This window comes from Methylobacterium sp. J-001, from assembly GCF_022829565.1.
Classification (GTDB): domain Bacteria; phylum Pseudomonadota; class Alphaproteobacteria; order Rhizobiales; family Beijerinckiaceae; genus Methylobacterium.
On the sequence record NZ_JAKSYN010000103.1, the window covers coordinates 1 to 11,942 of the forward strand.

Genomic DNA, 11,942 nt, shown 5'->3' on the forward strand with positions numbered 1-11,942 from the left:
GGGGACGTGTTTCGTCGCCGAAGGGGCCGTCCACGCCTTCCTCAGCGAAGCGCTCCTGCCAGCGCCATACGGCGGTCTTGCTCTTGCCGGTCAGGCGCAGGACCGCGTTCGTGGCGAGCCCGTCAGCCGGGGCGAGCTCGATCGCAGCGCGCCAGACGTGTTTCTGAGGGCTGTTGCGGTCCGGCATGATGGCTTCGAGCCAGGCACGGTCCGCGGCGTTTACCTCGACGATGATCCCAGGGCGCATGCCCCGGACTCGCACACCATCACCGCGACGGGAAGCCCATGAGGGACTCTTCCGTCGCCTTCACTCCACTAGGGTCAAAACCGCTAGGACGCGTGCGCGGGTACCCTTGCGCGGCCGGGCGCCGGTTCTCTCGGGCAGCACTGCTAATGCACCTTGCCGTTCCCGGCGCTCAGGCCAAGGCAGATCGCCAGGGCCAGCAGGTCGCCGACGGTGATCCATGCGCCGCCATCGACACGCCAGTTCTCGAAGTCGTCGTCGGGCTCGATGGTGTGGCCGCGGGACGTGATCACCATCACGGCCTCCACGATCGGATCCGGGTCCTCAAACATGCAGCTACGCGGACGCGACGATCATTCGGCGGCGCGCCTCTGCAAGACGCTCATCCTCCGGCTGGTCAGGCATGTCGGTGACCACCGCCTCGACAATCTGGCGAGTGGTCGCCTCGTCCAGTCCGAGCCCGCGGGCGAACCCGTCGAGGCGCGCCATCGCACGGTGGATCGTGGCCTTGTCGGGCGTGCCAGCCGGTTCGCTCATCCCTGGACCGGGAAGCCCATGATGACGGCGGTCATGACCATCGTGCGACGCAGACCCGGCGTAGTGGCCTCATCCGTCAGCACCTTCTTAGCCTGCGGGTGCATCTCGATCGCCTTGGCGACATCGACCCGGTGGCCCGACTTGAAGACGAACGGCTCGGCGTTCTCATCCTTCAGGTAGGCAACGGTGGCGGCCTCGATCTCGTCGTCCGTCACCTCGGACTTGCGGCGTAGGTCGCCGACGCTGGGGATCTCTTTGGCCATGGCGCTAGGTAGCGCTTCGCGAATTGCCCGTCGAGAAACGCCTCAGTCATCGCGTCGGTCCTGCTTTCAAAGCCGACGTACCGTGCTGGCAGGACGCAGGAACGCTCGCGAACGGTGAACGCTGACGGATCATCCAGATAGGAGATCTCATGTCCGTTCGCGTTTTTTCAGCCGTTTTTGGTGTCGTGTTCCTATTGGCTGGGGCATCCGGCTTCATCCCAGGCTTATCACCTGAACACACACATCCCGGCATGGTCGTGACATCCGAGGCCCGGCTCGCACTCGGACTGTTCCCCGTCAACGTGCTGCACAACCTCGTGCATTTGGCGTTTGGAGTGTGGGGGCTTCTTGCGGCGCGGACGGTCGTTGGCTCTGTCGTCTACGGCAAGGGAGTTGCGATCATATACGGGCTTCTCACCCTGCTGGGTCTGATCCCGGCTACCAACACGACGTTCGGCCTCGTGCCGATCTACGGCAATGACGTGTGGCTGCACGCCGGTCTGGCACTGGTGGCAGCGTACTTTGGGTTCATTCACGCCCGGGACGCGAGCGGCTACTCGCGGGCCTGAACGATAAGGCTGCGCTCAGCTGCACCGGCCGGGCGGCCATATCATCACGGCTCGCCCGGCCTTGCGCACTTCCCTATCGCCCGTGCTTCGCCAACACCTCGTTCAGCGCCTCGGTCACCAGCGCCTCAATCGAGTTGCCGGCTCGGCCGCGCTCCGTGACCAGTTCGCGAGAAAGCGCGCGTACCTTGGCGATCAAATCCCGGTCGAGCCACACCGTGAACGCCTGCCGGTTCTCCCGATGATCGCGGAGTTTAGGTGTAGGTTTAGGTGTATCTAAACTTTGAGGTTGAGGTTGAGCTATAGGTGGAGGTGTAGGGTCTAAGATTGGCTGCTCCCCGACCACGAACGAGGCGGACAGGCTGGGCCGCTTAGCCATTCTGTTTCTCCGTCCGCTTGCGCTTCACTTTGATGCCCACCTGCTTCGCCACCCATCGGAACAGGGCATCGATCTCCTCGGCCCCCCTCCCCTCCGGCTCGATCTCCTGGATCGTGCTGCCGTCGATCAGGCAGGACTTGTAGCCTTTGCGGTGGCAGATGAACGGTGCGCCGTGCTCGCGGCCGGTCGGGATGCCGCGTGAAACGAACCCCGCGGCGGCCTCCTTCACGTCCTTCTTCGCACCGCTCACATCCACGTCCGTGAAGATGACGAAGTTCGGCTTGCCGAGCGCCTTCGCCATGGTGTGCGAGGTCGGGACCGCATCCATATCGGCCAACGACGTGCGCGACGGGATCAGAACCAAGTCGGATAACTCGGCCGCCCGCTTACCCATGATCTCGGCCTTTCCCGCCGTATCGATCAGCACAAGCTCGGCGCCCTGTTTCTCAAATTCGCGCAGCGTCGGCTCAAGGAAGTCCGGGGTCGTCTCCGGCCTGACTGGCGGTCCTTCTGTCTGGCGACGCGTAGACCACATCCGAAGCGTTGCCTGGGGATCGGTATCGACGATCGCCGTTAGGATACCGGCGTGGTGCGCGGCCACCGCCAGATGCGCGGTGAGCGTGGATTTCGTGCTCCCGCCCTTAAGGCCCAAGATCGTGACAACCCGCATCGACTCACCTCTGGCGCGCTTCCTAAACCGTGTAGGTCTAAGGTCCAAAGATACCGTTTAGCTTGACCTCTAGGTGTCCCGTACAGGTTCACCGTTGAAGTTTAGGTGTAGGTTTACCGTGTATCGCGCTTGCCGTCGGCCCTCTGTTAGTATAACTTTCGATAAGCGTCATTCTCGAAAGTTTGCGACAGGGTGGAACGTAGAGGCCGTGAAAAAGTGAAGCCATGGCTATGTGCGAGGGATCGGAGCCGTCTGTAGGGTTCGCTGTTCGAGCAAGGGCAATGGTGGATCGCCTCATATGACAGACGACAACGACAGACTTCCATTCCTCCCAGCTGAGTGGCGGCGGTCGGCCGAGGCCATCGCCCACGCGATGGGGTTCGCACCGCCTGCCCAGGCCAGCGACGTCGAGTGGGACGTTATTATGCGCAACGTCAAAGAGGCAGCGCGGCTTCGCGGGATCATCGACCCGCCGATAGGCTGGCAGGAAGCGTTAGCGCGCAAATTCGGGCGCGGGCAGCAGAGCGGCGGGTAGTGAACGATGTCAGCCGAAGCCTTGCCCATCGAGCTGTACGTGGAGGCCACAAAACTCCCGGCCGAAACCACTGCGATCGTTCGCGCCTACCAGCGGGCCAGCAAGGCAGACGCGACCGTGAGGGCCTATACGTCGGACGCCCGGGTGTTTTAGGACTGGTGCGCCCGGTTCGGCTTCCGGCCACTACCGGCGAACCCCGAGGCGGTGGCGGCTTTCATCGTCTCGGAGGCCGAGGAGGGCAGGGCGGCATCGACGCTGGGGCGGCGCCTCGCCGCGATCCGGTACGCGCACAAGCTGGCGGGCGCCGCTGACCCGACAGAGGATGAAGGCGTGCGGGCCGCGATCAAAGGCGCTAGGCGCAAAGTGGGCGTGGCGCCGACCCAGAAGGCAGCCGCGACGGCTGAGATCCTGGCGGCGCTGCTGATACGGACGCCTGACACCCTGACCGGTAAGCGCGATCGAGCGTTGCTGGCGCTGGGCTTCGCGGGGGCCTTCCGCCGGTCCGAGCTCGTCGCCCTCGACGTTGCCGACCTGGTCGAGGATCCCGAGGGGCTGCGGGTCCGGGTGCGCCGATCGAAGACGGACCAAGAGGGCAGGGGCCTGGAGAAGGCTATCCCCCATGGCCGGTTCATCCGGCCTGTCGCCCTCGTGCGGGAATGGCTCGACGCGGCCGGGATCACGGATGGATCGGTGTTCCGGCCGGTCTCGCGGTCTGGAAACGTCCGACAGGGCGAGGGCGTGCGCCTCACGACCCAGGCAGTGGCGGATATCATCAAGCGGTACTGCACGGCTGCAAGTCTGGATGCCTCGACCTTCGGGGCGCACTCGCTGCGGGCCGGCTACATCACCACGGCGGCCGAGCGCGGGGCCGATCTCGCCCGGATCATGGATCAGTCGGGGCACCGGGATCCGCGCACGGTGGTCGGGTACATCCGGCGGGCGAACGCCTTCAAGGGGCACAGCGGCTCCGGCTTCTTGTAGGGGATGGGCCGGATCCCGTGATGACGTGGTTCGGCCCTATGCCGTTCGGTTTGCGACCGCAGCGACGGGTGCGTTGTAGCGCGAAGCTAGAACAGCGCGGACAGGAAGACTGCTGAGGGCCTTTAACGTTCGAACGCGTCGGAGAACACTTAGGAAACAATTTCTTTTAGCGATCAGTGTTCGGACATCTTAGTAGCTACTGCAATGTTGCTTGGTTGCGGTTCACAACCTGGAAGCCAATTAAAATATCTTAGGAATTTCTTTCAGGTTTATGTCGCTTAAACGTTCGGGCCGGTAGTCTCGCTGCAAGGGACTAAACGGAGACAACTTCCGTGCCAGAACAATTTCATATTACAACCAAGGGTAGATATTGTCTGCATGGCGAGGCAGACATTCAATGCCTGGCCGACGTATCCGCTACCGATGTGATCGAGCTGCGCCGCATCGCAGAGGGGCCGCTGCCCGTGGCCGAGGCGCGTATCACCTGCTTCTTGGACAATGTCGGTATGGTCGATGGCGTCGTGCTGGAGGCACGGCCCGGTGGCTTCATCTTCCGAGTCGTGGGCAACCCTGAGCGACGCTCTCGGATCGACGCGCGGCTCAGTTGGTTGCGCAGCGCAGATGGGCGGGACGACCAGCGTCAGGCTACCCGCATCGTGCCGGTGCACCGAGCGGTAAGGGTCCAGCTCCGAGCCGACCGCATATCCGAAGCGGTGATCGCTGATCTCTCCATGACCGGAGCTGCGCTACTCCTCAGCGAGCGCCCCGAGATCGGTACGACAGTGACAGTCGGGAAGCGCTACGCGACAGTGGTGCGCCATACTCCTGACGGCGTCGGTGTGGCGTTCCGCATGCCGTTCGGCCCATTGACGTTCAACGAGCGCGTGATCCTCTGATTTTTCTGGTTTCCCAGCATCTCAAAGCGCCGTAACGCGCCGGCCGCGCGTGAACGGGGGGAACACGGCGACCGGCGCGCTCGCGGGCGGGAGCCAGTGAAGGCTCAACCGCCGCGATAGGTGAGGATATGGGGATCGCCAGACGGAACGGGCAGATCCCTGCTTGGCCTTAGGCCTCGGCAGCACCCTTAACCTTCCGCGACCGACCCACGGTGCGCTTCGGCTTATCGGAGACGGTCTGGGCAGGCTCAGCAGCCTTTGGAGCCGCTTTCCTGCGCTGGCTGCCGAGACTTTTGCTGAGCGCCGAGCCCACCAAACCAGCGAACGCCTTCAAGGGCCATCCGGGGGGCGGGTTTTTGTAGTGACGAGATCAGCGGGACGTGTACCTGACGCCCCGCTCGGTTTGGTCAGACCTCAGTACCCATACTCGCCACGCAAGGGGCGCTGTGGTGCACCATAACCTGGACCACGCGGTTGTACGCGAGCACCGTAATCGATCTCTCGTTGAGCGCGTCGGTTGGCCAACGCACGTCCAGCCAAACAACCAGCAACCGCTCCAACCACTCCTCGTTCGGCCAAGTAGTGTCCCGCGATCCCGCCGATGATTGCACCCTTGATACAGCCTTTCGCCTCAGCTGCGCCAACGCTGACAAAAGTGATAACCGCGACCGCCGCCGCTCTAGCTATGGTCCGCACGACGTCTCTCCCAACCTATGCCGGGACCAACAAAACCGTTTGGTAGGCGTTCCTTGAAGGCATGACCGTACCTGCATGAGCAGCCTGAACACCGGCGGAAGGCTCGAAGCAGTTACTCTGGAATTCGGTGAGCGCCCTTGGGCAGCACATCGACGATCATGTCTGGATCAGCCAACCCGGTCCACCAGTTCGGATGATATGCGCCGATCAGGGCCAGACAGGCGGTTCCGAGCGCCAGGATCGCGCAAGTAGAGCAACAAGGCGGTGGAGATAACTGCGAGGCTACCACCGAACGGCGCCGCTACGAGGGCCAGAAGAAAGCTGTGTTGCCAGCATACATGGAGCGCTGCCGCTCCCCCGATGTAGGCAGCGGCTATCAGGACCATGAGGCTCGTTCGTGCGGCCATGACAACCTCGAGGTGTCGTCATGTTCGCTTAAAAGTTGCATCAACTGCGATCAAACGCAATTTCTACGTAGGGTCGACCTGCGCGCTGATCCGCGGCGGTAGCTTACGAAGAACGGCTCAGGGCAGGGCCTTGCCGAAGGCTGGCCGCTGACTTCACAATGGACAGGACGCTATCACGTGTTGTCTCGTCTGAGATGCTCGTGAACGCCAAGACGAGTTCCATCACCTTCGGATCGTCGAAGAAGGTCGAAGCCGCAGCTGTCCCATCGTCGGCACCTGTTTGCCCGGCGAAGAAGGTCTCAACTGGAACCTGGAGCATGTCCGCAATGGCCTGAAGCCGACCGGCGCCTATGCGGTTACGGCCCTTCTCGTACTTCTGCACCTGCTGAAAGCTAACGCCGATCGCTTGCCCAAGCATAGTCTGACTCAAGCCCTGCGCCGCGCGGAGCGCCGCGATCCGGCTTCCGATGGTGCGATCGGCTTCTGTGGCAAGCTTCGGCTTGGTGGGGGCGATCATTATTGGCAGCTTTCAGGATGCGAGGGGGCCGGGGGGCGCCGTTGCCAGCCAGCCAGGGAACACAACCTCATACGAAGTTGTGCACGACTAAGTTACACAACCCCTAACTGCACTCGATGCATAACTTGGGTGGAGCCGATGACCGCCCCTTCGTTCCTAAGTATTAGCTACTTATTTTGGCTTCCGCGGACGGCCCACGACACCCTTTGGCTTGTCGGAGATGATCTCGGCAGGTTCAGTCGCCTTCGGAGCCGCCTTCTTGCGCTGATTGCCGAGGCCGAGGGCTAGGGCAAGCTTGGAACGCTGCTCGGAGTAGCTGGCGGCCGTCGAGGGGTAATCGCGCGGCAGCCCGTAGCGCTCGCGGTACTCCTCCATCGTCATGCCGTTGCCGGTGAGATGGCGCTTCAGGGTCTTATACGGCTTACCGTCGACGAAACTGATCAGCGCGTCCGGGGTAATCGACTTCCGGATCTGCGCAGGCGTAGGCTTGTCGACCGCCGGGGCTTCGGGAGCGCTCGCATGGTTCAGCCCGGCAATCGCAGCATGCACGCTGGCAAGCAGCTCCGGCATGTCACTGGGCCGAACCGAATTTTTCGACACGTAGGCCGAGACGATGTCGGCTGTCAGTTCGATGAAATCGACGGGCTGGGCGGCGTTCGTCTCTGTGTTTTGGTCCACGGGGCACCTGCTTGAGTGAAGCAGAACACTTGTACCGAATAAATCAAGAAATCAATATGATTTGAGACTTTCCGATCAACGTATTAGAAAATATCAGCCCGCCATAGCTCGCATTTCGGTCGCGCCGTCACGCATCACGTAACCACGACCCCATACGGTCTCAATGTAGTTCTTGCCCTGGCTGGCATTGGCGATCTTCTTGCGCAGCTTGCAGATGAATACGTCGATGATCTTCAGCTCGGGCTCGTCCATACCGCCGTAGAGATGGTTCAGGAACATCTCCTTGGTGAGCGTGGTGCCTTTCCTGAGGGCCAGGAGTTCCAGCATCTGGTACTCCTTACCTGTGAGATTGACCCGGGCACCGCCAACCTCGACGGTCTTCTGGTCGAGGTTCACGACCAGATCGTCAATGGTGATCACCGACTGGGCGTGGCCCTTCGAGCGACGCACGATGGCGTGGATCCGCGCGATCAGCTCGTCTTTGTGGAACGGCTTGGTCAGGTAGTCGTCGGCCCCGAAGCCCAGGCCTTTCACTTTGTCCTCGATGCTGGCCATGCCGGACAGGACGAGGATCGGCGTCTGAATTTTGGCTACACGCAGGTTCCGCAGGACCTCGTAGCCCGACATATCGGGTAGGTTCAGATCGAGGAGTATGATGTCGTAATCGTAGAGCTTGCCGAGATCGATACCCTCCTCACCGAGGTCGGTGGTGTAGGTGACGAAACTCTCGGACTTGAGCATCAACTCGATGCTCTGCGCTACGGTGGCATCGTCTTCGATAAGCAGAACACGCATGACACCACCTCAAACTATAAACCCTCATACTTTCGCAATCATACTAAATCGTTAATAGAGGTCTCTGCTATTCAGTGCTCGGTGACAAACCGCGCCGCCCGCTTGTGAGGGCTCAGCTCTGGACGAATGAGACAGAGCACGCCGTTGCTTGAGAGCCGCCCCAGCCCTGTGCGACCTAACGCTGCCAGTCGGTGTGAGCATCAGCCCTACTACACCGCCTTCTGTCGCTGCTGCGCCTGCCAATCGGCGATGAACGCCTCGATCTGGCCAGCCAGTTTCTTGTCGGCCGGGTGAGGGGACGCCTCCAGGCCTAGCACCATGGCGCCGAACGACGGCCACTCTGTCACCATCTCGTTCAGGCCGAGCACGATCTGCCGGTCGAGCTCCGCATCGGACAGGCGGGCCAAGCCGCTGAACCGGGGGCTCGCCTCCAGCTTGGCGATCTTCGCTTCGATCTCCTTGATCCTCATGCGCTCTGTCCCTCCAGGGCTGCCAGGCGGTGGTGCAGGTCGGCAGCGGTGATCGCCTCGATGTGAGCGGACACGGCCTTGCCGACGTCGGCCGCTTCGGACGGCGTGATCTCGCCCGAGGACACCGCCCGGAGCAGGGCAGCGGTCGCCATGGGCAGATCGGCTGCGGTCTCGATCACCGGCAAGTCGAAGGTGATGGAGCGGTCCCGGCGAGGGGACAGCAGCCGGTCGAGGCACAGCTTCATCGCCCCGCCGTCGCCGGCGAGCGCCTGCTCAATGGCCTTGCGGGACAGCGCCTCGGCCTCGCCCTCAAAGATGGCCTCCAGGGCCAACGTGGAGCGGTTGCGGGAGCCGCGGGGGCGACCTGCTGGGTTGCCGGACTGGCCCTCGGTGAATGGTCTTCCTTGGCCTGGCATGCTCGGGTCTCAAGGCTGAGTTGGCTGCAAACAAGAGGGAAGAAACAGCCACATTCGGGATCATAGATAGCATTGGCTATGAAGTTTCACGATAGCCAATCGATCTGGCGGACATCCGGTCCCAGGTGCCATCGGAAAAAAGTTGAGCGCAGCATGGTCAGCACAAAGGTCGAGCCTGTTGCGGGCCGCCCTGCCCTAGTTCGTCATCGACTGACGCGAACGACGAGGATCACGCTGTATACCCCCCGCACGGATAGTCTCCCGTCGACGCTTGCCATCGGATTGCGGCCGTGGATCAGCGCCGTTGAGACGGCGACCAATGGCATGGGCGAGCACTTGTTCGCGGCGGCCGCGAGCGCTTCCGCCGGCATCCGACGACGGATCATACCGACGCCCCTACTGGATCACGCACTCGTGCAGGCTCGGATGGCGACCGACGTCCTGGCTAGCGCGCTGGATGAACGGCGGGCAGATATCGAGCGTCTGCGTGCCGATGCCTCGGCGGCACTCAGTGAGTTGATCGTGTGGCTGCAAGAGGCGGAGCCCGACGCAGTCACGAGAGAACTAGGGCTCGGCTGGTAGGCAAAGCCGGCAGCAACATCACGACGGCTATTGAGCTTGAGTCAGGGGCGCCGCGACCAGGGCCAGCCCACCTACGAGATAGGCTCCGTTGAGGCGCCCACGCTCTTGATGCTGAGCTATGTGCTAGCCACGCTCAGGCGTCCTCTGATCGCCCCTCCGCTGCGTAGGCGGGCAACAGAGCGTAGTCCATCAGCTCCTTCACTGCCGGCCCAGTGACGCCGCGCGGATCCTCGCTGCCAGTCATCTTCAAGCCCTGGGCGAGCGCCTCGATGATGGTCTCGCGCTGCTTCGCGTTCATCAGCGAGATGGCGGTCCCCAACGTCCTCTGCAGGACATCTACTCGGACGGTCAGGTCGCGCAGCTCTTCGAGCAGGACGTTCTCAAGGGGTGAGGACAAAACTGGCTCCGGTGGTTCGGTTGTTCCAGCGGTGTAGCGCGCTCGCCCACCGCCGTCTCGGCCGACACAGCGATGCCCTGTCCTCGCCCGGGCCCAATCCCGCCACGAACTACGTACTCGTCGATATCAATCAGGCATCTATCCCTGGATACACTCCATCCGGATGCGGGTTTAGACTGTTCCAGGCTGTATTCAGCCTGAAAAACAGAACAGGCGGCCGACAGATGCCGATTATGGTCGATGTATCCGAGCTTCCTGCCCCGCTCGCACTCATCCTGCGTCCCTGGGGCGGCGTCTTAGAAACGGCGGCCGCTGGCATGGGAGAGAATGTTAGGACTGTAGCGGCCAACGCCGCTGCAAGCCTCTGGCGCCGGGTCGTGATGATGCCCCCGATCGAACAGGGGCTTGCGAAGGCCTTATCCGCCTCAGCGGAGCTGGCGGCCGAGCTGAACCAGGGCGATCCGGGCCCCGCCAGCGTTCGAAATCAGGCGCTAGGCGCTTTCGATACCTTGGTGGCACTGCTGCGTGAGGCGAGGCCTAACGCGCGGGCCAAGGGACTTGGGCTTGGTTGGTAGAAGCCTCACTCGCGCCCACGCACCGACGGATTGATGAACGAGCCGACCAGAACTGGTTCAGGGCGCCGGTCACATCCTGGCCACATCCGGTCCGGCAAGTCCGATCCGATGGTTTCAGAGGGTCATGACATGATACGCTCGAAGGCGCTCGGGGCGGCTGCGGTGATCGCGGTTGGGCTTGCCGCAGCCACGACGGCGAACGCGGCCCCGTTCAGCTACAGCCCGCCTGCCGGCGAAACCCTGGTCGAACACGTGGCAGGCGGCTGCGGTCCCGGCTTTCACCCGAACCCGTGGGGCCGTTGCCGTCCCAACGATCGCGGCTGGGGCTATGGCGGTCCTCGTGGCTACTACGGCGGTGGCCCGGGCTACGGATACGGTGGCGGCTATGACCGCGGACCCCGCGGCTACTATGGTGGCTACGACGGCCCGCGCCGGTTCTACGGCGGCTACTGATCTCAGCTGTCGCCCAGCAGGCTTAGGGCGTCGGCCCTCCGATCCCGTGCCATGCCATCTCCAGCACGATCGCGCGCCAGCCGGCGTGCGTCGGATCCATCTCGGCGATCTCCACCTCCAGGGCGGTGAAGTCCTCGCTCGGGTTGGCGGCGCGCAGGGCATGGCCGATCCGGCGCAGTTCGGCCCGGCAAGCGGTGCCGATCGGGTCCGCGGCGAGGCCTGCCACGTCGAGGGCGTCGGTGGCGGCCGGCGCCAGGGTGTCGGTCCAGGGCCGCCCCTTCTGCCAGTCGGGATTGACGGCGGCGCTGCGCTCCCGCTCGCCGGTCACGACGATGCGCAGCAGGGCGTCGGCGGCAGCCTCGATAGGGGTTGCGGGCTGGCTCATGCCTGGGCCTCCAGTTTGGCTTCGAACGCCTCCATCTCCTCGTCGGTGAACGCGACGGCGCTGCACCACTGGTAGTGAACCGCGATCGGCATGCCGTAGGATGGCACCGTGTAGGCCCCGAGTGCGTTGCGCCGAACCTCACCACCGGTGTCGACGATCAGGCCGGCGTCGAGCATCGCCTTGAGCGTCTTCGGTGAACAACCGGGCGGCTCGCCACAGCCGATACGGTCGAGTGACCTGACCGGCTGGCTTTGGACCGGACTGAGTGAGATGAGCAGCCAGGAGCGAAGGAGTCGGACATACGGCGAGGTCAAAAGACGAGCGCTGAGCAGGTGGTGCTGAAGCGGCGGCAGATCGAGGTGCATACGGCCCAGGGCAAGAGTTTAGCGCTAGCGTGCAAGGATGCGGAGATCTCAGGACAGAGCTATTACGGCGGGCGAAACGCGTACGGCCGGCTCCAAGGCGAACAGGTCGGGTAAAGTAGTGGCCCTTGGCTAGTG

At 63.1% G+C, this 11,942-nt stretch carries 21 protein-coding genes and 1 pseudogene; 7 read left to right on the plus strand and 15 right to left on the minus strand.

What is annotated here, in order from left to right:
- From MKK65_RS11185 to MKK65_RS11200, 4 genes are all read right to left on the minus strand, one after another.
- Window positions 1-247 (minus strand): helix-turn-helix domain-containing protein (locus MKK65_RS11185; protein WP_409565417.1); only part of this gene is annotated, 247 nt, incomplete at its 3' end.
- Between the two features lie 143 nt (window positions 248-390).
- Window positions 391-576, minus strand: a complete 186-nt coding sequence (locus MKK65_RS11190; RefSeq protein WP_243957723.1) for a hypothetical protein — start codon at window positions 574-576, stop codon at window positions 391-393.
- Between the two features lie 4 nt (window positions 577-580).
- The gene (locus MKK65_RS11195) at window positions 581-781 is read right to left on the minus strand and encodes a hypothetical protein (RefSeq protein WP_243957724.1); all 201 of its coding nucleotides are present in this window, start codon (window positions 779-781) and stop codon (window positions 581-583) included.
- Entirely contained in the window at window positions 778-1,044 is a 267-nt protein-coding gene (locus MKK65_RS11200) for a hypothetical protein (RefSeq protein ID WP_243957726.1), read from the minus strand. The genes MKK65_RS11195 and MKK65_RS11200 overlap by 4 nt, the downstream gene beginning before the upstream one ends.
- Before the next feature lie 149 nt (window positions 1,045-1,193).
- On the opposite strand from MKK65_RS11200, the gene MKK65_RS11205 reads away from it, so the two are divergent.
- Complete coding sequence (locus MKK65_RS11205) at window positions 1,194-1,613, plus strand: DUF4383 domain-containing protein (protein ID WP_243957728.1); 420 nt, start codon at window positions 1,194-1,196, stop codon at window positions 1,611-1,613.
- A 73-nt stretch (window positions 1,614-1,686) separates the two neighbouring features.
- On the opposite strand, the gene MKK65_RS11210 is transcribed toward MKK65_RS11205, so the two are convergent.
- Together MKK65_RS11210 and MKK65_RS11215 are read right to left on the minus strand one after the other, a co-directional pair.
- Complete coding sequence (locus tag MKK65_RS11210) at window positions 1,687-1,827, minus strand: hypothetical protein (RefSeq protein WP_243957730.1); 141 nt, start codon at window positions 1,825-1,827, stop codon at window positions 1,687-1,689.
- A 154-nt stretch (window positions 1,828-1,981) separates the two neighbouring features.
- The gene (locus MKK65_RS11215) at window positions 1,982-2,659 is read right to left on the minus strand and encodes an AAA family ATPase (RefSeq protein WP_147910962.1); all 678 of its coding nucleotides are present in this window, start codon (window positions 2,657-2,659) and stop codon (window positions 1,982-1,984) included.
- 298 nt (window positions 2,660-2,957) lie between these two features.
- Between MKK65_RS11215 and MKK65_RS11220 the strand changes: the two genes are divergently transcribed.
- From MKK65_RS11220 to MKK65_RS11230, 3 genes are all read left to right on the plus strand, one after another.
- Window positions 2,958-3,194: a hypothetical protein gene (locus MKK65_RS11220; RefSeq protein ID WP_243957732.1), complete on the plus strand. Its 237-nt coding sequence runs from the start codon at window positions 2,958-2,960 to the stop codon at window positions 3,192-3,194.
- A gap of 204 nt (window positions 3,195-3,398) precedes the next feature.
- Window positions 3,399-4,175 carry a site-specific integrase gene (locus MKK65_RS11225; RefSeq protein WP_243957734.1) on the plus strand — a complete coding sequence of 259 codons (777 nt, stop codon included), beginning with the start codon at window positions 3,399-3,401 and terminating at the stop codon, window positions 4,173-4,175.
- Between the two features lie 332 nt (window positions 4,176-4,507).
- Window positions 4,508-5,071: a PilZ domain-containing protein gene (locus MKK65_RS11230; protein WP_243957735.1), complete on the plus strand. Its 564-nt coding sequence runs from the start codon at window positions 4,508-4,510 to the stop codon at window positions 5,069-5,071.
- A gap of 414 nt (window positions 5,072-5,485) precedes the next feature.
- On the opposite strand, the gene MKK65_RS11235 is transcribed toward MKK65_RS11230, so the two are convergent.
- From MKK65_RS11235 to MKK65_RS11260, 6 genes are all read right to left on the minus strand, one after another.
- On the minus strand, window positions 5,486-5,767 hold the full coding sequence (locus tag MKK65_RS11235) for a hypothetical protein (protein ID WP_243957736.1): 282 nt from the start codon (window positions 5,765-5,767) through the stop codon (window positions 5,486-5,488).
- A 510-nt stretch (window positions 5,768-6,277) separates the two neighbouring features.
- On the minus strand, window positions 6,278-6,691 hold the full coding sequence (locus tag MKK65_RS11240) for a helix-turn-helix domain-containing protein (protein WP_243957737.1): 414 nt from the start codon (window positions 6,689-6,691) through the stop codon (window positions 6,278-6,280).
- 171 nt (window positions 6,692-6,862) lie between these two features.
- Window positions 6,863-7,369, minus strand: a complete 507-nt coding sequence (locus tag MKK65_RS11245) for a MucR family transcriptional regulator (RefSeq protein ID WP_243957738.1) — start codon at window positions 7,367-7,369, stop codon at window positions 6,863-6,865.
- Window positions 7,370-7,462: 93 nt separating this feature from the next.
- Window positions 7,463-8,164: a response regulator transcription factor CtrA gene (gene ctrA, locus MKK65_RS11250; RefSeq protein ID WP_243957739.1), complete on the minus strand. Its 702-nt coding sequence runs from the start codon at window positions 8,162-8,164 to the stop codon at window positions 7,463-7,465.
- 209 nt (window positions 8,165-8,373) lie between these two features.
- A complete protein-coding gene (locus MKK65_RS11255; protein ID WP_243957740.1) occupies window positions 8,374-8,634 on the minus strand; it encodes a hypothetical protein in 261 nt (86 codons plus the stop codon).
- The gene (locus MKK65_RS11260; protein WP_243957741.1) at window positions 8,631-9,050 is read right to left on the minus strand and encodes a DUF5681 domain-containing protein; all 420 of its coding nucleotides are present in this window, start codon (window positions 9,048-9,050) and stop codon (window positions 8,631-8,633) included. Before MKK65_RS11260 ends, MKK65_RS11255 begins: the two co-directional genes overlap by 4 nt.
- Window positions 9,051-9,203: 153 nt before the next feature.
- Between MKK65_RS11260 and MKK65_RS11265 the strand changes: the two genes are divergently transcribed.
- The gene (locus tag MKK65_RS11265; RefSeq protein WP_243957743.1) at window positions 9,204-9,632 is read left to right on the plus strand and encodes a hypothetical protein; all 429 of its coding nucleotides are present in this window, start codon (window positions 9,204-9,206) and stop codon (window positions 9,630-9,632) included.
- A gap of 133 nt (window positions 9,633-9,765) precedes the next feature.
- Here the strand turns inward: MKK65_RS11265 and MKK65_RS11270 are convergent, their stop codons facing one another.
- Window positions 9,766-10,029: a hypothetical protein gene (locus MKK65_RS11270; RefSeq protein ID WP_243957745.1), complete on the minus strand. Its 264-nt coding sequence runs from the start codon at window positions 10,027-10,029 to the stop codon at window positions 9,766-9,768.
- A gap of 704 nt (window positions 10,030-10,733) precedes the next feature.
- Here MKK65_RS11270 and MKK65_RS11275 point away from each other — a divergent pair.
- Window positions 10,734-11,057, plus strand: coding sequence for a GCG_CRPN prefix-to-repeats domain-containing protein (locus tag MKK65_RS11275; protein WP_243957747.1), 324 nt, complete (start codon window positions 10,734-10,736; stop codon window positions 11,055-11,057).
- 22 nt (window positions 11,058-11,079) lie between these two features.
- Here the strand turns inward: MKK65_RS11275 and MKK65_RS11280 are convergent, their stop codons facing one another.
- Together MKK65_RS11280 and MKK65_RS11285 are read right to left on the minus strand one after the other, a co-directional pair.
- A complete protein-coding gene (locus MKK65_RS11280; RefSeq protein ID WP_243957748.1) occupies window positions 11,080-11,442 on the minus strand; it encodes a hypothetical protein in 363 nt (120 codons plus the stop codon).
- Complete coding sequence (locus MKK65_RS11285; RefSeq protein WP_243957750.1) at window positions 11,439-11,807, minus strand: hypothetical protein; 369 nt, start codon at window positions 11,805-11,807, stop codon at window positions 11,439-11,441. The genes MKK65_RS11280 and MKK65_RS11285 overlap by 4 nt, the downstream gene beginning before the upstream one ends.
- Between MKK65_RS11285 and MKK65_RS11290 the strand changes: the two are divergent.
- Window positions 11,742-11,912 (plus strand): annotated as a pseudogene (locus MKK65_RS11290) (IS3 family transposase); the annotation flags it as partial. The gene MKK65_RS11285 and the pseudogene MKK65_RS11290 sit on opposite strands and share 66 nt — an antisense overlap.
- Window positions 11,913-11,942 lie beyond the last annotated feature (30 nt).